General features: G+C 63.6%; 17 protein-coding genes. 5 read left to right on the forward strand and 12 right to left on the reverse strand.

Going from position 1 to position 18,850, the window contains the following annotated elements; all coding sequences use genetic code 11:
- Window positions 1–71: 71 nt before the first annotated feature.
- From yccS to FZZ93_RS07235, 4 genes are all read right to left on the reverse strand, one after another.
- Window positions 72–2,267 carry a YccS family putative transporter gene (gene yccS, locus FZZ93_RS07220; RefSeq protein WP_149321650.1) on the reverse strand — a complete coding sequence of 732 codons (2,196 nt, stop codon included), beginning with the start codon at window positions 2,265–2,267 and terminating at the stop codon, window positions 72–74.
- A 110-nt stretch (window positions 2,268–2,377) separates the two neighbouring features.
- On the reverse strand, window positions 2,378–2,734 hold the full coding sequence (locus FZZ93_RS07225) for a hypothetical protein (RefSeq protein WP_149321651.1): 357 nt from the start codon (window positions 2,732–2,734) through the stop codon (window positions 2,378–2,380).
- Window positions 2,735–2,815: 81 nt separating this feature from the next.
- Window positions 2,816–3,091, reverse strand: coding sequence for an HU family DNA-binding protein (locus FZZ93_RS07230; protein WP_013334167.1), 276 nt, complete (start codon window positions 3,089–3,091; stop codon window positions 2,816–2,818).
- A 147-nt stretch (window positions 3,092–3,238) separates the two neighbouring features.
- Window positions 3,239–4,399 carry an NAD(P)/FAD-dependent oxidoreductase gene (locus tag FZZ93_RS07235; protein WP_149321652.1) on the reverse strand — a complete coding sequence of 387 codons (1,161 nt, stop codon included), beginning with the start codon at window positions 4,397–4,399 and terminating at the stop codon, window positions 3,239–3,241.
- A gap of 162 nt (window positions 4,400–4,561) precedes the next feature.
- On the opposite strand from FZZ93_RS07235, the gene FZZ93_RS07240 reads away from it, so the two are divergent.
- The 4 genes from FZZ93_RS07240 to phoR all read left to right on the forward strand — a co-directional run bounded on the left by FZZ93_RS07240 (window position 4,562) and on the right by phoR (window position 8,345).
- A complete protein-coding gene (locus FZZ93_RS07240) occupies window positions 4,562–5,041 on the forward strand; it encodes a chorismate--pyruvate lyase family protein (RefSeq protein ID WP_149321653.1) in 480 nt (159 codons plus the stop codon).
- Window positions 5,042–5,261: 220 nt separating this feature from the next.
- Complete coding sequence (gene ubiA, locus FZZ93_RS07245; protein ID WP_149321654.1) at window positions 5,262–6,155, forward strand: 4-hydroxybenzoate octaprenyltransferase; 894 nt, start codon at window positions 5,262–5,264, stop codon at window positions 6,153–6,155.
- 176 nt (window positions 6,156–6,331) lie between these two features.
- A complete protein-coding gene (gene phoB, locus FZZ93_RS07250; protein WP_149321655.1) occupies window positions 6,332–7,021 on the forward strand; it encodes a phosphate regulon transcriptional regulator PhoB in 690 nt (229 codons plus the stop codon).
- A gap of 1 nt (window position 7,022) precedes the next feature.
- Window positions 7,023–8,345, forward strand: coding sequence for a phosphate regulon sensor histidine kinase PhoR (gene phoR / locus FZZ93_RS07255; protein WP_149321656.1), 1,323 nt, complete (start codon window positions 7,023–7,025; stop codon window positions 8,343–8,345).
- Window positions 8,346–8,365: 20 nt separating this feature from the next.
- Here the strand turns inward: phoR and cysZ are convergent, their stop codons facing one another.
- From cysZ to FZZ93_RS07285, 6 genes are all read right to left on the reverse strand, one after another.
- The gene (gene cysZ / locus FZZ93_RS07260; RefSeq protein ID WP_149321657.1) at window positions 8,366–9,118 is read right to left on the reverse strand and encodes a sulfate transporter CysZ; all 753 of its coding nucleotides are present in this window, start codon (window positions 9,116–9,118) and stop codon (window positions 8,366–8,368) included.
- Between the two features lie 97 nt (window positions 9,119–9,215).
- Window positions 9,216–9,941 carry a phosphate signaling complex protein PhoU gene (phoU, locus tag FZZ93_RS07265; RefSeq protein ID WP_149321658.1) on the reverse strand — a complete coding sequence of 242 codons (726 nt, stop codon included), beginning with the start codon at window positions 9,939–9,941 and terminating at the stop codon, window positions 9,216–9,218.
- 24 nt (window positions 9,942–9,965) lie between these two features.
- On the reverse strand, window positions 9,966–10,778 hold the full coding sequence (gene pstB, locus FZZ93_RS07270) for a phosphate ABC transporter ATP-binding protein PstB (protein WP_149321659.1): 813 nt from the start codon (window positions 10,776–10,778) through the stop codon (window positions 9,966–9,968).
- Window positions 10,779–10,808: 30 nt separating this feature from the next.
- Window positions 10,809–12,368, reverse strand: coding sequence for a phosphate ABC transporter permease PstA (pstA, locus tag FZZ93_RS07275; RefSeq protein WP_149321660.1), 1,560 nt, complete (start codon window positions 12,366–12,368; stop codon window positions 10,809–10,811).
- Window positions 12,365–13,591: an ABC transporter permease subunit gene (locus tag FZZ93_RS07280; RefSeq protein WP_149321661.1), complete on the reverse strand. Its 1,227-nt coding sequence runs from the start codon at window positions 13,589–13,591 to the stop codon at window positions 12,365–12,367. The genes pstA and FZZ93_RS07280 overlap by 4 nt, the downstream gene beginning before the upstream one ends.
- Before the next feature lie 71 nt (window positions 13,592–13,662).
- Complete coding sequence (locus tag FZZ93_RS07285) at window positions 13,663–14,610, reverse strand: phosphate ABC transporter substrate-binding protein (RefSeq protein WP_149321662.1); 948 nt, start codon at window positions 14,608–14,610, stop codon at window positions 13,663–13,665.
- 202 nt (window positions 14,611–14,812) lie between these two features.
- Between FZZ93_RS07285 and FZZ93_RS07290 the strand changes: the two genes are divergently transcribed.
- On the forward strand, window positions 14,813–15,223 hold the full coding sequence (locus FZZ93_RS07290) for an acyl-CoA thioesterase (protein ID WP_149321663.1): 411 nt from the start codon (window positions 14,813–14,815) through the stop codon (window positions 15,221–15,223).
- 5 nt (window positions 15,224–15,228) lie between these two features.
- On the opposite strand, the gene FZZ93_RS07295 is transcribed toward FZZ93_RS07290, so the two are convergent.
- Together FZZ93_RS07295 and uvrD are read right to left on the reverse strand one after the other, a co-directional pair.
- On the reverse strand, window positions 15,229–16,335 hold the full coding sequence (locus tag FZZ93_RS07295) for a TRAP transporter substrate-binding protein (RefSeq protein ID WP_149321664.1): 1,107 nt from the start codon (window positions 16,333–16,335) through the stop codon (window positions 15,229–15,231).
- 181 nt (window positions 16,336–16,516) lie between these two features.
- Window positions 16,517–18,721 carry a DNA helicase II gene (gene uvrD, locus FZZ93_RS07300; RefSeq protein ID WP_149321665.1) on the reverse strand — a complete coding sequence of 735 codons (2,205 nt, stop codon included), beginning with the start codon at window positions 18,719–18,721 and terminating at the stop codon, window positions 16,517–16,519.
- Window positions 18,722–18,850: the final 129 nt, after the last annotated feature.

Below are 18,850 nucleotides of genomic sequence, written 5' to 3' on the forward strand. Positions count from 1 at the left end.
AGGCGAGCTTTCGAGTACCGCGTAACGCAGCGATTTGCAGGAGCAGGTATTTATGCAGGTGCTTCCCTAACTTACGACTCCGAGCGCAGCCCGGCGTTTTCTGACTCATCGGCGTGATCGAGTCTCGCCGCTGCCTGCCGCAATGGCACCAGCTGCTGACCGATCAGCGCCAGTTGGGTGCGCAACAGCGGGGGCTCGTCCGAGGCCGGTTCGGCGTCCAGGAAGGCGAGTCCTGTCGACAGTGCCTCGTCCTTCTCGGACACTGGCTCACGCGTGCTCAGGGCGTGTGCCAGCTTCCCCAGCGATGCCTCGATGGCTTCGGCCGCCGCCTCAAGCGAGGCGTCGAATGACGTTTCCCGCTCGTCACGATGGGCGCCGAGGGCCGAAAGGTAGTTGAGCAATGTATGCGAGTGCAGCAGGAAGCGCAGACCGACGTCGGCATCCCGGCGGAAGAACTCCGGTTCCTGCAGCACATTGCCGAGCAGCGTCGAAAGTTCGGCATCGGCATTGTGGGCATTGCGTCGTGCCAACCGATACCCGAGATCGTCACGCTTGCCATGACGGTACTGGTCGACGATCGCGACGAGATAGGCACGGCTGGCATCCAGAGTGGCCACCGCCTGATGGTGAAGACGGCGCCCTTGCCAGTCGGGCAGAATCAGCATCACCGCCAGCCCCGCTATGCCGGCGCCCAGCAAGGTATCGAAAAGGCGCGGCCAGATCAGCCCGAAGCCATCGCCCACCTGGTTGAAGCAGCACAGCACCATCAGAGTGATCGAGGCCGTGGCAAGCAGGTAGTGTCGTCCTCGCAGGGCGAAGAAGGCCACGCCGGCCAGCACCGCGATGGCCACCTGGAGTGGCGCGGCGGGAAACAGGGTGATCACCGCCCAGCCGGCCACCAGGCCGACCACGGTGCCCAGAATACGCTGTCTCAGGAAGCGTCGCGTGGCCCCGAAGCTTGGCCGGCAGACGAAGAGGCTGGTCAACAGGATCCAGTACCCCTGGGTGGGATGGATCAGATGCAGCACCCCATAGCCCACCAGCAGGGTCACGGTCAGGCGCACGGCGTGGCGAAACACCGCCGAGCGCGGCGTCAACTGGTCGAGGATGCGCTCCCCGACGTCCCGCGCGCCATGGGGCGTGCGGTCGTAGAGCGCCGTGTCCGACCGCGGACTCGTGGTCTCGGGATTGCTGGCGCGGGCCAGACTCTGCTCCAGGGTCGCCAGGTTATCGGCCAGCGCACTCAGGAAGGGAAGCAGGGAGCGCCATTCGGGCCGATCCTGTTTCTCGAGATGGGCAAGCGAGGCGTTCAGGTCCTCCAGCGCCCGCTCGCTGCGCGCGTGCTCGAAGGCACGATTGAGCAAGAGTGAGCTGGCCAGGGCCCGGCAGGCCTGCCCCTGCTGATCGAGCAGACGCTGGGCACGAAACAGCACATCATGATGGAAGAAGGCCTCAGTCAGTTCCCCATAGGGGTAATGCGTCGAACTGGCGCGTTCATGAATGTCCTGGGCGATGAAATAAAGCTGCAGGTAACGATCCAGCTTGCCGCTCCCTCGGGCGCCCTGCAGGCGGCGGAAGATCATCTCCTTGGCCTGGTTGAGCGCCTCGACCACGCGACCATTCTGCCGGGCCAGGGCCAGGCGACGCTCCTCGACATCCAGGTCACGCAACGGCTCAAAAAGCGCCGACTTGAGCGCCAGGTAACGGCCCAGTTCGCGGAAGACCCGTGCCAGGGAAAGCTTCAAGGGCTGACGCGAGAAGAGCACGCACCAGACAACCGAGATCACGCCATACCAGGCGGCACCGGCGACCAGCAGGGCCGGCTCGCGCCAGACATCGCCCAGGGCCGGGTTACCGCGATGCTCGAGGCTGATCATGGTGTAGATCGCCAGGATCAGGGTGGCGCTGGCGATGGTCGCATAGCGCTGATTCACCGCACCGAGCATAGTCATGGCGAAGGCCGACAGCGCTAGCCCGAGAGCAAACCATCCCGGCTTGTCGAACAGCAGCTCCACCGCCAGCGATGCCACCGTGAAACAGCACAGGGTCACCAGCAAGGCCCGTAGCCGATCTCGCCAGTGGTCGTCCGTCTCGGCCAGGGCGCTGGCGATGATCCCCAGGAACAGAGGAATCAGGCTGTTCATGTCATCGCGCCACCAACACAGGATGACGGTGCCGGTCAGGGCGATGAAGACGCGCAGGCTGTAGGCAAAGGACTCCAGGGTCCAGAGGCGACGCAGGGTATGGGAGAGAGAAGGCGGCAGCATAGGCTCCGTGGGGGTCGTGGAAAGCGCAGGCCGGTTCTGAATAACGGCCAAGCATTAGACTTTAGTATAACGCCTTCTCTGCAGTTCGCCGACTCCCCGGCAGCGACTGCTCAAATATCGCGCAGCAACTTCTGCAATCGACTTAGATCGCCGGAATCACCAACCAGGCGAACCCGACCTGCCATCATGCCGTCGAGAAAGGCTTGCTGGGTCGGCTTACGAAGGACACGTACCGCGGTAGCGGCATCCTCGAAACGCAGTTCAAGGTCAAGGTCCACCGGGAGGCCGGTACTGCTCTCGATACCTTTCGGCGACATCCGATAGTGCCGGGCGATGGAAAGATCCTCGGTGGCAATGCCCCAGTCCAGCCCGCGCATCTCGGTCAGACGTTCACGGAATCGGGGCTTGCGGCGCAGAGCCCGCTTGAGCAGCACACCCAGCAACCACAACATCACTCGAAGCTTCATGTAGGGATATCCGGATGGTTCGGGCGGGAAATTCACGGCCCGCCTGGGCGGCGGACCGTGCCGGGACGCAGCGGGTCATCGTTACTTGGTGACAGCGTCCTTGAGCCCCTTGCCCGGCTTGAAAGCCACCGTTTTGCTGGCCGGGATGGTGAGCGGCTCACCGGTCTGGGGGTTCTTGCCGGTGCGGGCAGCTCGCTCGCGCACGGTGAAGGTTCCAAAGCCGATCAAGGACACATCCTTCCCATCGGACACGCTACCGGTAATCTCATCGAGAATGACATTGAGTACCTGACTGGCCTTGTCCTTGGATAGATCGGCACGCTCGGCAATCGCCGCGGCGAGTTCTGGTTTGCGCATACAGCCCTCCTTGTTTGACGTCCTACCGGTGTAGCCCCACCGGTACTATTGTTCTTCGGTCATGCTCTTTGATCATGAATCGTCCAACTCCGCCCGCTGGCAACGGCCGACAACCGGAGACACCGGGTGGCGCCGTCGACGACGACTCTAGCCTAGCAACGGCGGAGCGATCCGCGCCAGTTCGACTTTCCGACGCACCTGGCTTCCTGTCAACGCAAATCCGATCAAACGTCCGTCTGCATCTTCGGCCAGGGCGCTCAAGTTACAGCCTTCGCCCTCGATGCGCCAACGCACCGGTTCCTCCTTCGGAGGCAGCGAGACCACGGGCAGCAATGGTGTCTTCACCAGTACCGGCCAGGGCCCATAATGCACGGCAGTGGGCGTTCCGGCCAGCGTTGCCGCCAGTGCCTTGGCGCTGGCTTGCAGCGGTTGGACATACATGGCGTTGATCCCGTCGACGCAAGCCACGTCCCCCAAGGCGTGGATACCGGGCGCCGAGGTGGCGAGATAACGATCGGTGCGTATGCCCTCGGCGGCGACCGATAGCCCCGCCGCCTCGGCGAGCTCGCTGCGCGGCCGTAGTCCGGTGGCCACCAGCACCAGATCGGCCTCGAGGCCGACACCATCGTCGAGGCTCACGCCCACTCGGGCGCCCTCATCACGCAGTTCCACCACACGGCGACCCGTGCGCAGCGCGATGCCGGCCTCGAGGAAAGCCTCGCCGAGAGCATGCCCCAAGGGCTCCGGCAGCAGGCGCGGCAGGGGCGCGGCTTCCGGCGCGATCATCTCGACGGCATGCCCACCGGCGGACAGGTCATTAGCGTACTCACAACCCACCAGACCGATGCCGACGACGGCCACCCTGGCCGGTCTGCCCAGCGCCTCCAGGGCGGCGTGGAAGGCGCGATAATCATCGAGATCATTGATGGTGAAGACCCGGCCAGCCAGAGCCTCGGGAATGGCGAAGGGCGGCGTGGGTACCGCGCCGGTGGCCAGTACCAGTTCGTCGTAGGGCAGGCGCTCGGCGCCGAGGCTCAGGTGGCGCTTCGCCGGGTCGATGGCGTCGACCCGGGTCTGGGTGCGCACCACCACATCGAGCGCCTCGGCGACCTCGAAGGCGGAGCGGCTCGCCAGACGCTCGGGAGGCAGGCGCTTGGAGAAGCCAGTGGACAGCATCGGCTTGGAGTAGTCGTCGCCGCTGTCGGCGGTAATCAGCGTGATCGGCCGCTCCGGCTGCAGGGCACGCAGCTGGCGCACCAGGCCGAGACCGGCCATGCCGGAGCCGATAAGGGTCAGAGGAGCGGTCATGGAAATCCTCGTTGCACGGGCCGCCATGGCCCACCACGGAGCGGAATATCGGCACGCCATGGTACACTAGCCGGCCTCAGGATTGGACGCGGAGAGCCTCAATTGCGCAATGGCCCATCACTCGAACCTCGATGGCGCCCCCTGGCGGCGGCTCGTCCGGACATGAGCCCTAGCTGGTGGGAATGGCTGGCTTCCCGGGACTCATTGACCGAACGGCTGATCGAGGCAGGCCACCCGCGTCACTTTCGGGTTCGATTGCTCGATCAGCGTCATGGATACCCGAGCCGCGACGAAGCCCTGGCGCTGGACCTGGCTACGCACCGACTCGCCTGGGTGCGCGAGGTGGCATTGTGCCTCGATGATCGTCCCTGGGTCATGGCCCGCTCGGTGGCACCGCTGAACCCTTCCCACGGCCAGCACTGGCTGGAATGGCTCGGCGAGCGCTCCATGGGCAGTTGGCTGTTCCGCCAACCCGACCTCGAACGCGGCCCGATCGAGATCTGCGCGTCCCCGGGCCCCTTCCGCGAGGCCGAAGGCCCCTGGGGACGCCGCTCGGTGCTGCAACATGACCGTTGCACGGTGCTCGTCCAGGAGTTCTTTCAGCGGGCCATGGTGGATGATCTTGGGCTGCCTTCACGTTAAGAAAACACTGATTTATTACTGCGCTCGAGAGCCTGGCCGCCGGCGGTACTCGCGCGCGAGCCCGGTCAAATCCTCATTTACTATCGTGTAAACTGCGGTTATTGCGTTCCGGCGACGAACCAGTCTCTCGTCGCTCGCGACATAAATCAGCGCTTCCTTTAGGCTAAGAACTTCCAGAAACCGCGACAGCGACAAGGCCGCCTCCATGCGAGAGAACCTGATGGATTCATCCCTGATGCGCCCTTCCGGGCTGGCCCGACTCCCCGATTTCCTGCATCTCACCCGCCTCGACCGCCCGATCGGTACCTGGCTGCTGATGTGGCCGACGCTCTGGGCGCTCTGGATGGCGGCTCAGGGCATTCCCGAGCGCAAGATCGTGCTGGTCTTTGTCGCCGGCGTCTATCTGATGCGCGCCGCGGGCTGCGTGGTCAACGATTACGCCGACCGCCATTTCGACGGCCACGTCAAGCGTACCCGCAACCGCCCCCTGGCCACGGGACGGATCAGCGAGCGGGAAGCGAAAGGACTGTTCGTCATCCTGGTATTGCTCGCCTTTGCCCTGGTGTGGCTCACCAATCCCTTTACGGTGATGCTGTCGATCGGTGGCGTCTTCCTGGCCTTCATCTATCCCTTCATGAAGCGCTATACCCACCTGCCCCAGGTGTTTCTGGGCGCGGCCTTCTCCTGGGGCATTCCCATGGCATTCGGGGCGGTGCTCGGCCACATTCCCGTCGAAGCCTGGCTGCTGCTGGCAGCCAACGTGGCCTGGACCGTGGCCTATGACACCGAATATGCCATGGTCGACCGGGACGACGACCTGAAGATCGGCATCAAGTCCACTGCCGTGCTGTTCGGCCGCGCCGACAAACTGATGATCGGCCTGCTGCAACTCGTCACCCTGGCGCTGCTGGCCTGGGTCGGTCACTCCCTGGGCCTGGGCGGGTTCTTCTGGCTGGGGCTCGCCGCCATGGCGGCGACCTTCGTGCACCAGCAACGCCTGATTCACGGCCGGGAACGCGACCGCTGCTTCCAGGCATTTCTCAACAATCACTGGTCGGGCCTGCTGGTATTCGCGGGTATCGGACTGTCCTGGTGGCCCACCCTCGGCGGCTAAGATCATGACCAACGGGCAAGGCTATCGCCATGGGATATGACGAGGGGCGCCGAGGAAAAATCCGCGAGGAGGCGCGACGCCAGGGAGGCGACAAGCCACGCTTGTCACGGTATTGTCATAAAGAAATGCTGTCATCGTCACCGACTTGTCATTGACCTTGACCATGAGGCCCCGGGATGACTGCCAAGACCGTACTGATCGTCGATGATGAAGCGCCGATCCGCGAAATGATCGCCGTCGCGCTGGAAATGGCCGACTATCATGTTCTCGAGGCGGACAATGCCCAGGCCGCCCACGCCATGATCGTCGATCACCAGCCCGACCTGGTCCTGCTCGACTGGATGATGCCCGGTACCAGCGGTATCGAGCTCGCGCGTCGCCTGAAGCGCGAGGAAACCACCGCCGAAATGCCAATCATCATGCTGACCGCCAAGACAGAGGAAGACAACAAGATCCAGGGACTCGAGGCCGGCGCTGACGACTACATCACCAAGCCGTTCTCGCCCCGGGAGCTGGTGGCCCGTCTCAAGGCGGTGCTGCGCCGCTCGACGCCTCACGGTGTCGAGGATCCGGTGGAAGTCGAGGGCCTGCTGCTCGATCCGGTCAGCCATCGCGTCAGCGTCGACGGCAACTCCCTGGAAGTCGGGCCTACCGAATACCGGCTGCTGCAATTCTTCATGACCCATCAAGAGCGCGCCTATACTCGTGGGCAGTTGCTCGATCAGGTCTGGGGGGGCAATGTCTATGTCGAGGAGCGTACCGTGGACGTGCATATTCGCCGCCTGCGCAAGGCACTGGGTGACCCGTACCAACAGTTGATCCAGACCGTGCGTGGTACGGGCTACCGTTTCTCCACCAAGGGCTGACGTGCAACGCCTCTGGAAACGCGAACTATGGCGCCTGGCGGGACTGACCGCCATTGGCGCGCTGATCGGCTGGCCTTTCTCCGCCATCGGCGCCGGCATCGCGGTGGCTCTGGCACTCCAGCTGGCCTATCAACTGCACCAACTGCGCGCCCTGCACGAATGGCTGGCCCAGCATCCCCATGACGAGCCCCCTTCCGCCTCGGGCCTGTGGGGCGAGCTGTTCGACCGCCTGTATCGCTACCAGAAGGGCCAGCGCATCACCCAGCGGCGTCTGCGCGACACCCTCAGCCGGATTCAGGAATCCTCCGAGGCGATGCGTGACAGCGTGGTCATGCTCGACCGTCACGGCGACATGGAATGGTGGAACAGTGCCGCCGAACGCATGCTGGGGCTGAAGCCCGCCCTCGATCGAGGCCAGCACATCACCAACCTGCTGCGCGATCCACGCTTCGTCGATTACTTCCAGGCCCGCGACTATCGTGAGCCCCTGACGTTGAGCTCCCCCATCGACGAGCAGATGATCCTGCAGTTCCAGATCACCCTCTACGGCGATGACGAACGCCTGGTGATGGCCCGCGATATCACCCGCCTGCACCGCCTTGAACAGATGAGGCGCGACTTCGTGGCCAATGTTTCCCATGAACTGCGCACACCGCTGACGGTGCTGAGCGGCTATCTGGAAACCTATGGCGACATGGCCGACCAGTTGCCTGGCCGGCTGGGACGGGGTTTCGAGCAGATGAGAAGCCAGACGACACGTATGCAGAACCTGGTCAACGACCTGCTGCTGCTGTCACGGCTCGAGATCGACCAGGGCGGCCAGGACGATACCCCCATCGAGCTGACCAGCCTGCTGGACAATATTCGCCGCGATGCCGAGGCCCTCTCCAACGGCCACCACCGCATCGACGTGGAGATCGACGAGCCCCGCCGCCTGGTCGGCAGCGAGAAGGAAATCCACAGCGCGCTCTCCAATCTCGCTTTCAACGCCGTGCGCTACGCCGGCGATCAGAGCCATATCGTGCTGCGCTGGACGCACCACACGGACGGTGCCTGCCTGGAAGTGGAAGACGACGGAGAGGGCATCGACCCGCACCACATTCCGCGTCTCACCGAGCGCTTCTACCGGGTCGACAAGGGCCGCAGTACCGCCACCGGCGGCACCGGACTGGGCCTGGCCATCGTCAAGCACGTGCTGCTGCGCCATGACGCACGCCTGGAAATCAGCTCCCATCCCGGCGAAGGCACCGTCTTTCGCTGCGTATTCCCCGATACACGGCTCACCGACGCCGAACACGACAGCTGTCACCAGCGCCAGGCATGAGACGGGCCTGACGCAGCGGCTCAGCGCGGCCGAGGCGGCGCGGCACCATTGCCGAGCGGGCCTAGCTCCCGATAATGGCGATCCCACATCAGCACCGCGGCGGCCACGGCACCGGGCAGCAGGAAGAGATTGGCCAGCGGCACCCAGGTGATCAGCGTCACCCAGCCGCCATAGGTAAGGGTCGGCCAACGACGCGCCGCCAGCCGTCGACGCATGTCGGCGAAGCTCACCTTGTTGTTGTCCATGGGGTAGTCGAGATAGGTGATGGCCATGGTCCAGGCCGTGAAGGCGGCCCACAGCAGCGGCGCGATCAGGTTGATCACGGGAATCCAGCTGATCACGAACAGAATCGCCATGCGTGGCAGGATATAGGCCAGCTTGACCAGCTCACGGCCGAGAGCATCGATGGCGGTACGCGCCAGGCCGCGGTCATCCAGCGGTGCACGCCCGGTGACCGCGATCTCGACCTTCTCCGCCAGGAAGCCGTAGAAGGGCGCGGCGATCAGGTGCGTCACCAGGGTGAAGGTAAAGAACACGATCAACACCAGGCTGATCACGAACAGCGGCCAGATCAGCCAGGAGAGCCAATCGAGCCACCCCGGCACCATTGCCATCCAGCCGTCCAACCAGCCACCGAAATGGCCCAGCACATAGGTCAGCATGCTCGCGTAGACCAACAAGTTGGCAAGTATCGGCAGGAACACATAGCGGCGCATTCCGCGCGTGTAGACCAGGCGAGTCCCTCGGGACAGGGCCGTGAAAGCATCCAGCATCGGTTCAATATCCTCAATCACAACGACATGGGCCGTCGCGCATGGCGACGGCCCCTTGCCTGTCGGATGGATCAGGATGATCTATTTGATGGCCAGGTCAAGAGTTCTCGCCGAGCTCCTGATCGAGATCTTCCGGATCCGTGTGACGAATGTCGAGTCCCTTGACCAGATAGACCACATATTCAGCCAGATTGTTGGCGTGATCGCCGACACGCTCCAGGGCACGCAGGATCCACATGATGCTGAGTACCGACGAGATCGAGCGGGCATCTTCCATCATGAAGGTCATCAGCGAACGCATGGCGGTCTGGTACTCGCTGTCGACCTGCTCGTCTTCCTGAACGACCTGCAGCGCCAGCTCGGTGTCGAAGCGGGCGAAGGACGTCAGGGCGTCGCGCATCATGCGTCGCACGTGTTCGCTGATGATGCGTACTTCGACGAAGCCACGGTTGCCGACATTGTTCTCGATCAGCTCGATGGCATTACGGGCGATCTTGCTGGCCTCGTCGCCGATGCGCTCCAGATCGGAGGCGGCACGGATCACCGCCAGCACCAGCCGCAGGTCGGAAGCGGCAGGCTGGCGGCGCGCCAGCACCCGGGTGCACTCGTCGTCGATCTTGATCTGCATGTCGTTGACGGCGCGGTCGTTATCCACCACCCGTTCGGCCAGGGAGGAATCGGCGTCGAGCAGAGCGCTCACCGCGTCCTGTACCTGCTTCTCGACCAGACCGCCCATGGCCATCAGGTGGGTCTTGAGTTCCTCGAGTTCATGATTGAACTGGCGAGAAATATGCTGGCTATGAATGTCGCTGGTGATGTCCATCTGACTCTCCTGGGGGCAGGGCCATCAGGCCATGCGTCCGGTGATGTAGTTCTCGGTACGCGCGAGACGCGGATTGGTGAACAGGGTATCGGTGGGGGCATACTCCACCAGCTCGCCGTCCTGCAGGAAGGCGGTGTAGTCCGAGACACGCGCTGCCTGCTGCATGTTGTGCGTGACCAGCACCAGGGTCAGGCTCGATTTCAGGTTGCGGATCAACTCTTCGACCTTCAACGTGGAAATCGGATCCAGTGCCGAGGCCGGTTCGTCGAGCAGCAGCACCTCGGGACCCACCGCCAGGGTGCGGGCAATCACCAGGCGTTGCTGCTGACCACCGGACAATGACCAGGCAGAGGCCCGCAAACGGTCCTTCACCTCATCCCACAGGGCCGACGAGCGCAGCGCCCACTCGACGATGTCGTCGACACGTCGCTTGGGCATCCTCCCCTGCAACCGCAGCCCGAAGGCCACGTTGTCATATATCGACATGGGGAAGGGATTGGGCGCCTGGAAGACCATGCCCACCCGACGACGCAATTCGGCCACCGCCACCTCGGGGGCATGGATGTCCTGGCCCTCGAGACGGATCGTGCCTTCCCACGTTACCTCCTCGTTGAGGTCATGCAGACGGTTGAGCGCACGCAGCAACGTCGACTTGCCGCACCCCGAAGGGCCGATGAAGGCCGTGACCCGGTGGCGCGGCACCCGCAACGTCAGGTTGTCGAGTGCCGGCTTGTCACCATAGCGCAAGCCGAAACCGCGTACTTCCAGGCTCGTGGCATCGGGGCTGAAATCGATGAACGCTCCCGGCGAGGATCGCGTCTCCTGCATGACTGTCATCAAGGTTCCCCTCGGCGCGACGGTGCTGTCTCAATATTTCGAGAGGGTGCCGTGGCGCGATCTCAAATAGTGACGCAGAAATATTGCAGTCAGGTTAAGCACCAGGATCACCAGGACCAGCAGCAATGCCGTGGCATAGATCAACGGCATTGCTGCCTGGACATCGCCGCTATGGAAGGCGGCATCGAAGATGTGATAGCCCAGATGCATGAACTTTCTCTCAAGATGGAGGAAGGGGAACTCGCCGTCCACCGGAACCTGGGGCGCCAGCTTGGCGACCCCGACCAGCATCAGCGGCGCCACTTCCCCGGCCGCCCGCGCCACGGCCAGGATCACCCCGGTCAACATGGCCGGCATAGCCATCGGCAATACCACACGGGTCAGCATCTCGAGCCGGGTGGCGCCCAACGCCAGAGCCCCTTCGCGCTGGCTCTCGGGGATGCGCGCCAGCCCTTCCTCGGTGGCGACGATCACCACCGGCAGGGTCAGCAGCGCCAGCGTCAATGACGCCCACAGCAGGCCACCGGTGCCGAACGTCGGCGACGGCAACGACGACGCGAAGAACCAGTCATCCAGATGACCGCCGATACCATAGACGAAGACCCCGAGCCCGAAGACGCCATAAACAATGGATGGCACGCCGGCCAGGTTGCGCACCCCGATGCGGACCCAGCGGGTCAGGCGGCCCTGGTGAGCCACTTCGTTGAGATAGACCGCCGCCAGCACACCGAAAGGTGTCACGAAGATCGACATCAGCACCACCATCAGGATGGTGCCGAAGATCGCCGGCCAGACGCCACCGGTCGTGTTGGCGGCACGCGGCCCCTCGGAGAGGAAGCTCCAGACGCCCTGAACCCAGACACGCCCTTTTTCGAGCATGTCCATGTTATTGGGCCGCAGCGCCCTTGCCACCTCGATCAATGGTTCGCGCAGCTGCCGGCCATCGACAGTTTTCAGCACCAGAGTGTCATCGGGCATACCGGCCTGCAGCTCACGAACCCGTGCCTGGGCCCTGGTCAGCGCTTCATGTTCCTCCGGTGTCGCCGCCCCCGCCTCGAGGCGACGCACCAGGGGCTGGATGGTCCGATGGTGCAAGCTCTCGATCTCTGCCCAACGCGAGTCTAGCGAGTGCAGGCGCTGCCTGAGGGCCCCCCAGGCCTCCTCCCCGGTGATCCGCCCTGCATCCCCGGTCTCGATGGCCTCGAGACGCCCGATAAACGCGCTCCAGCGCCGCCGTTCCAGGACCACCAGATCGGAGGGATGACTCTCCTCACGGATCTCGTCCAGACCCACCCAGGTCCAGATGGCACCATCCAGATCGCGGTTGCCGGTACGATACAGCCGCTCCCGAGCATCGCCACCCGGCAATGGGGCCTCCTTGACCGCGCGTCCGGCCAGTTGCTGGCCGTTATCGAGCGTCACCAACGATACCTCGGCCGGCCAGAAATACCCGAGTCCACGTACCGCCAGTAGCCCCAACAGCACCGCCAACAGTGCCAGCGACACCGCCACACTGCCGGCAGCCAGCCAGGCCCATGGCCCTTCGCCGCGCGCCGCACGCGTCGATGAACGTCGCCAGGGAGCCCTCATGACAGTCCCTCCATGCGACGATAGCGACGGCGCAGCCGTGCCCTGACCACCTCGGCCAAGGTATTGACGCAGAAGGTGAAGACGAACAGCAGCAGCGCCGCCAGCAACAGCAGGCGATAATGGGTCCCGCCCGGTGCAGCTTCGGGGAGTTCGATGGCAATGCTGGCCGCCATCGAGCGCAGGCCATCCAGCGGACTGGCGGTCATCAGCGCGGTATTGCCGCTGGCCATCAGCACGATCATGGTTTCTCCCACGGCCCGACCGGCACCGATCATCACCGCCGACAGCACCCCAGGACCGGCGGCTGGCAGTACCACCTTCCAGAGCGTCTGCCAGCGTGTCGCACCGAGCGCTTCGGCGCCCTCGACGAGGCTCTTCGGCACTCCCGACAGGGCATCCTCGGCCAGTGCATAGATGCTGGGCACGACCGCAAAGCCCATTGCCATGCCGACGATGATCGCGTTGCGATTCGTGTAGTCCAGTCCCAGGGAGACTTCCAGCCAGGCGCGCAGATCGCCGCCGAACCACCACGCCTCAAGCAAAGGCGCCAGCCAGGACGACAGACACCAGAACAGCAGCAACCAGGGCAACAGCCACAACGCCGCCCATCCCATCGGCAGGCGACGACGCAGCCCACTCCCGAGGAGCGCCCACAGCCTCCCGGCGAGCAGCAGCCCCGCAGGCAGCACGATCAGCAGGGTCATACCCTGCGCCAGATGGACATCGAGCCAGGGCGCCAGCACCAGCCCGGCAACGAAGCCGATGACCACGCCCGGCATGGCCTCCATCAGCTCCAGGGTCGGCCTTATGCGTGCCCGCAGGCGACGCGACATGAACAGCGCCGAGTGCGCCGCCGCTCCTAACGCCAACGGCACGGCGATCAACAGCGCCCAGACCGCCGCTTCCAGGGTTCCCCATACCAGCGGCAACATGCCGAAACGCGGCTCGCCGCCTCCTTCGGACAAGGCGGGCTGCCAACGATGCACCGGCGTCTGATGACCTTCATAGGTCTGGGGCAGCCACAACGTTTCCATGTTGATCCGGGGCGCGTCACCGGATGACGACCAGAACAGCGGCACGACTTCCACCGCCAGAAACACGCCGATGGCCATCACCGCAGCGATCACGCCAATGCCACCGGCAGTGATCAGCGCCGTGGCCAGGCGGTCACGGGTCTGCCGGAAATGCCGACGCAAAGGAGGTGGTGAAGGCATGTGCTGCATGACGGATCCAGAACGGAATGAATGCGGTAGCGGAAAAATACGACAGAATCATGACAATGCAGTGACAACCATCAGGAATCCGGCGTTTCCAGACCGAGTTCCTGACGCTGACGCTCCAGAGCCTCCTGCGGCAATGCGACGAAACCCAGTTCCTCGGCGATCGCCTGGCCTTCCGGCGACAGGATCAGGTCGACGAAGGCACGCTCGACATCGGGCAACGACTCGCCTGGTGGAAGGTTCACGTAAAGCCGCAGATCACGGGCCAGAGGATAGTCGCCACGCCGTACCGTTGCCGGATCGGGCCAATGCAGGACACCATCGGCACCGCGCAGCGCCACCGGATGCACGCTGGGCGTCAAGTGATTGAGGCCCGCATAGCCGATCGCCCGTGGGTCCGAAGCCACCGCCTCGACTACGGCGGCGGAGCCGGGATGCTCACTGATCTCGGGACGAAAGGCCCCATCACACAGGACCTCGCGACGGAACAGCTCGTGCGTGCCGGAGACGGCATTGCGGCCATGCCGCGCAATGCGCCCCTGAATAGCTCCATCGATCAATGACGACCAACGGTTAATGTCATCTTCCGCACCGCAACGGCGGCCATCCGAGAAAATCGCATCCAGTTGGGGGCGGCTCAGGCTCTGCAACGGGTTATGCCGATGCACCACCACGACCAGCGCATCCCTCGCCACCACCAAGGCCCGAGGGGGATAACCATAACGATGCTCGAATGCCACCTTCTCGTCTTCGGTCATCGGCCGCGACATAGGGCCTATCAGGGTGGTCCCGGCGGTCAACGCCGGCGGTGCGCTGGCCGAGCCACTGGCCTGGAGTTGCAGACGCATGCCCGGATGCTGGTGCGCCAACCGCTCACCCCAGCGCAACATCAGTCCTGCCATGGTATCCGAGCCCACGGTCCCCAAAGTGCCAACGGGCTCCTCGGCCCACACCGGCGACGTCCAGATGACGCTCATGGCCAGCAAGACGGCCCATAGGCGTTGGCGAATGGCGGATGGCATGCGTCCTCCCGACGGAACAAGCGGTTGATGGGCTCTCGCATGACATGATGTCGCAAAAGGTGGAGCGACCACGAACTTGCCGTTTATCATGGCTCGCCAGGACGGGATGATCAGGAAATGCTGAATCAATCCTTGATGGCCCCTCACCCAAAGCAACTCACTCAAAACAACTCACTCAAAACAATAAGCCAGGCCCCGACCCATGAATGAACTCGATGATATCCCGGCTCCGCGCGGTCAGTTGACATTGAAGCTGGTCGCCAACCGCCAGGACACCAATTTCCACGGCGACATTCCCGGCGGCTGGCTGGTCGGCCACATGGATCAGGCCGCCGAACTGGCCGCTGGCCGTGAGGCCCACGGCCGCACAGCCACCGTGGCCATCGAGGCGATGGATTTTCTCTGCCCGGTCCGAGTGGGCTCGATGGTCAACATCTTCACCGAGATCCGCGAAATTGGCCACAGCTCGCTCAAGATCGATGTCGAGGTATGGAGCCGCTCACCCCAGGAACGCGACCCCAACGAGCTGCACAAGGTCACCGAAGCGCGCTTCGTGATGGTCGCCCTGGACGACAAGGGCCGAATCCGGGCCGTGCGTCAGGGCGAAGCCTGAATCGATCAACTCTCGCTCAGTTGCTGCTCGCGCGCCTTCAGATAGGCAAACTCGCCGACATCAGTGAAGGGGCGCACCTTCTGCTGGAAAGCACGATACGAGTCATATATCCGACGCGATGCCTCGTCGCTGTCGATCTGCTTCTGGAGCACTTTCTTCGAGGATTCATGCAGGGCCGACATGACATCGTCGGGGAATTCCCGCAGCTTGACGCCGTGCTCGTCGACCAGGGTCTTCAGCGCCTCGGCGTTGCGCAGCGCGAACTCGCTGATCATGGCCAGGTTGGAGGCCCGCGCGGCTTCCGTCACCACGGCCTTGAGATCATCCGGCAGTGCCTTCCAGGCGTCCAGATTGACGGTCCCCTCCAGAATGGCACTGGGCTCGTTCCAGGCCGAGGTGTAGTAGTAATCCGCCACCTGATGCAGGCCGAAGGCCAGGTCGTTGTAGGGGCCGACCCAATCAGCCGCATCCAGCACGCCGGTCTGCATGGAGGTGAAGATCTCGCTGCCGGGCGTGGTCATGGTCGTCACGCCGATACCGCTCATCGCCTCCCCGGCCAGCCCGGGCAAGCGTAGCTTGAGCCCCTGCATGTCCTCCAGAGACTTGATTTCCTTCTTGAACCAGCCGGCCATCTGAGTGCCGGTGTTGCCCACCGGGAACGGCTTGAGATTGTGCTCGGCATAGACCTCGTCCCACAGCGGCTGGCCATCGCCATCATATAGCCAGGCATTGGTCTCGGTGGTGGTCATGCCGAAGGGCACGGCAGTGAAGAACTGGGCGGCGGCGACCTTGCCACGCCAATAATAGGACGCAGAGTGGCCCATCTCGGCGGTGCCGGCCGATACCGCATCGAAGACTTCCATGGCCGGTACCATTTCCCCGGCACCATGGACCTTCACGCGCATGCGCCCGCCCGACATGCGCTCGATGCGCTCGGCGAAAGCATTCGCGCCGGTTCCCAGGGCAGGAAAGTTCTTCGGCCAAGAGGTCACCATGTTCCAGGTGATGGTCTCCTGCGCACTGGCGGTATTGACGAAGGGGGCGGCGACGACGCCGGCAGTACCGGCACCCAGGGTCTTGAGACTGGTCTTGAGAAAGTTGCGACGCTCCATGGCGAGGGCGGCTCCTTGATGATTTTTATACGGCGTGCCAAGCGGCACCGTGTCCGATAGGCAGTATGCGCGAAGGCCGATTTCATCGGCAAGCGAACCACTGGAGCTACCCTTTGTCGCGAACGCGACGATGCATCACGCGCTTGTGCCTTTCTACAGAGGCATCCTACAAGAGCATCAACTACAGCGGCGTCAACTTGGCGAAGCCCAGCACCAGCCACTTGTCGCCCTCGCCTTCGAAACTGACCTGGACGCGTGCGCGTTCGCCCTCGCCTTCGGCGTTGAGGATCACACCCTCGCCGAAGATGGGATGACTGACCCGCTGGCCAAGCGACAGTGATGGCAAATCCGCTCCGCCCTCGACGCCGTTCTGCTGCAGGCCCGGCGAAGGCCGCGAGGTGGTAACGGGACGAGAGATCTGGCCACGCAGCCTGACCTCTTCCATGAAGTTTTCGGGTATCTCGCGCAGGAAGCGCGAAGGCCGTTGGAAGGTTTCCTTGCCATGCAGTCGACGAAGCTCGGCATGGGTGAGATAGAGCTTCTTCATGGCGCGTGTCATGCCCACATAGCAGAGCCGGCGTTCCTCTTCGAGACGCCCGGGTTCTTCCATCGACATCTTGTGCGGGAAGAGGCCTTCCTCCACGCCGGCCATGAACACCACCGGAAATTCCAGGCCCTTGGCCGAGTGCAACGTCATCAGCTGAACGCAGTCCTCGAACTCATCGGCCTCGTGGTCGCCGGCATTGAGCGCCGCTTCGGCCAGAAAGGCTTCCAGGGCGGCCATGCCTTCTCCGGCTTCCACGCCCTCGAAGGCCTCGCCCTGGGTGAAGGCCTTGGCGGCGGTGACCAGTTCTTCCAGGTTCTCGACCCGGGCCTGGCCTTTCTCGCCTTTCTCGTTGCGGTGATGCTCAACCAAGCCGGTACGCTCGTTGACACGATCGATGATCTCGTGGAGCGACAGCCCAGCCGCCTCGTTGTCGAGCTGCTCGATCAAGTCGGCGAAGGCCTTCAACGAGGTGACGGCACGCCCACGCAGGCTGCCATCCGAAGTGGCATCGTGGAGCGACTGCCAGAGCGACTCCCCGGTCTGGCGGGCACGATTGCGCAGGGTTTCGACGGTGCGGGTGCCGATGCCGCGCGCCGGCACGTTGATCACCCGCTCCAAGGAGGCATCATCATCGCGGTTGAGCAGCAGACGCAGGTAGGCCAGGGCGTTCTTGATCTCCAGCCGCTCGTAGAAACGCTGGCCGCCATAGATCCGGTAGGGCACGCCCTGGCGGATCAGCGTTTCCTCGATGACCCGCGACTGGGCGTTGGAGCGATAAAGGATGGCAATCTCGCGGCGGTTGAAGCCTTCGGCGACCCGCTCGCGAATAGTGTCGACGATATAACGCGCCTCGTCGAGATCATTGAAGCCGCCATACACCGAAATCTGTTCGCCATGATCTCCGGCGGTCCACAACTCCTTGCCCATGCGATCGGCGTTGTAGCGAATCAGGGCGTTGGCAGCATCAAGGATCACACTGGTGGAACGATAATTCTGCTCCAGGCGCACCAGCTTGGTGTCGGGAAACTCGTTCTCGAAGCGGCGGATGTTCTCGATCCGCGCGCCACGCCAGCCATAGATCGACTGGTCGTCGTCGCCGACCACGGTCATCGGCGTGCGCATGCCGGTGAGCAGCTTCAGCCAGGCATACTGCAGGGTATTGGTGTCCTGGAATTCGTCGACCAGCACATGACCGAAGCGCTCCTGGTAATGGGCCAGCAGAGCGGGATTGTCACGCAGCAACTCCAGGCTGCGCAGCAGCAGCTCGCCAAAGTCGACCAACCCGCCACGCTCACAGGTCAATTGATAACGCTCGTAGAGCTCGACCATCTGCGACAGATAGGCATCGCCATGCGCATCCACCTGATGAGGACGCAGGCCCTCTTCCTTGCATCCCGAGATGAAGGACTGCACCTGACGTGGCGGATAACGCTCATCGTCGATGTTGTAGTCCTTGAGCAGACGCTTGATGAGGCGAAGTTGATCATCGCTGTCGATGATCTGGAAATGCTGCGGCAGGCGGGCATCCTGCCAATGGGTGCGCAGCAAGCGATGGGCGATGGAGTGGAAGGTCCCCACCCAGACATGGCGCAGCGAAATGCCCAGCAAGGCCTCGAGCCGCGTGCGCATCTCCCGAGCCGCCTTGTTGGTGAAGGTCACCGCCAGCACGGCATAAGGCGAAAGCCCCTCGGCCTGCATCAGCCAGGCGATGCGATGCACCAGGACCCTCGTCTTGCCCGACCCCGCACCGGCCAGTACCAGCATGTTGCCCTGGGGAGCACTGACGGCCTCGCGCTGGGCCGGATTCATCTGATCGAGGATCGCCGTGACGTCGTCCATGGGGAAGGCATCGCTGCTCGGAAAATGGAGCCACAGCTTACCATAACGACCCAGCTTCGAGCTTCGAGCTTCGAGCTTCGAGCTTCGAGCTTCGAGCTTCGAGCTTCGAGCTTCGAGCTTCGAGCTTCG

The sequence above is a fragment of the Halomonas eurihalina genome, from assembly GCF_008274785.1.
Lineage (GTDB): Bacteria > Pseudomonadota > Gammaproteobacteria > Pseudomonadales > Halomonadaceae > Halomonas > Halomonas eurihalina.

What these genes read in the sequence shown, in the direction of transcription:
- yccS (WP_149321650.1), bottom strand. Translation starts at nt 2,267, where the DNA reads ATGCTGCCGCCTTCTCTCTCCCATACCCTGCGTCGCCTCTGGACCCTG.
- pstA (WP_149321660.1), bottom strand. Translation starts at nt 12,368, where the DNA reads ATGAGGGCTCCCTGGCGACGTTCATCGACGCGTGCGGCGCGCGGCGAA.
- pstB (WP_149321659.1), bottom strand. Translation starts at nt 10,778, where the DNA reads ATGACAGTCATGCAGGAGACGCGATCCTCGCCGGGAGCGTTCATCGAT.
- FZZ93_RS07285 (WP_149321662.1), bottom strand. Translation starts at nt 14,610, where the DNA reads ATGCCATCCGCCATTCGCCAACGCCTATGGGCCGTCTTGCTGGCCATG.
- uvrD (WP_149321665.1), bottom strand. Translation starts at nt 18,721, where the DNA reads ATGGACGACGTCACGGCGATCCTCGATCAGATGAATCCGGCCCAGCGC.
- FZZ93_RS07295 (WP_149321664.1), bottom strand. Translation starts at nt 16,335, where the DNA reads ATGGAGCGTCGCAACTTTCTCAAGACCAGTCTCAAGACCCTGGGTGCC.
- ubiA (WP_149321654.1), top strand. Translation starts at nt 5,262, where the DNA reads ATGGATTCATCCCTGATGCGCCCTTCCGGGCTGGCCCGACTCCCCGAT.
- phoU (WP_149321658.1), bottom strand. Translation starts at nt 9,941, where the DNA reads ATGGACATCACCAGCGACATTCATAGCCAGCATATTTCTCGCCAGTTC.
- FZZ93_RS07235 (WP_149321652.1), bottom strand. Translation starts at nt 4,399, where the DNA reads ATGACCGCTCCTCTGACCCTTATCGGCTCCGGCATGGCCGGTCTCGGC.
- FZZ93_RS07290 (WP_149321663.1), top strand. Translation starts at nt 14,813, where the DNA reads ATGAATGAACTCGATGATATCCCGGCTCCGCGCGGTCAGTTGACATTG.
- FZZ93_RS07280 (WP_149321661.1), bottom strand. Translation starts at nt 13,591, where the DNA reads ATGCAGCACATGCCTTCACCACCTCCTTTGCGTCGGCATTTCCGGCAG.
- phoB (WP_149321655.1), top strand. Translation starts at nt 6,332, where the DNA reads ATGACTGCCAAGACCGTACTGATCGTCGATGATGAAGCGCCGATCCGC.
- cysZ (WP_149321657.1), bottom strand. Translation starts at nt 9,118, where the DNA reads ATGCTGGATGCTTTCACGGCCCTGTCCCGAGGGACTCGCCTGGTCTAC.
- FZZ93_RS07225 (WP_149321651.1), bottom strand. Translation starts at nt 2,734, where the DNA reads ATGAAGCTTCGAGTGATGTTGTGGTTGCTGGGTGTGCTGCTCAAGCGG.
- FZZ93_RS07230 (WP_013334167.1), bottom strand. Translation starts at nt 3,091, where the DNA reads ATGCGCAAACCAGAACTCGCCGCGGCGATTGCCGAGCGTGCCGATCTA.
- FZZ93_RS07240 (WP_149321653.1), top strand. Translation starts at nt 4,562, where the DNA reads ATGAGCCCTAGCTGGTGGGAATGGCTGGCTTCCCGGGACTCATTGACC.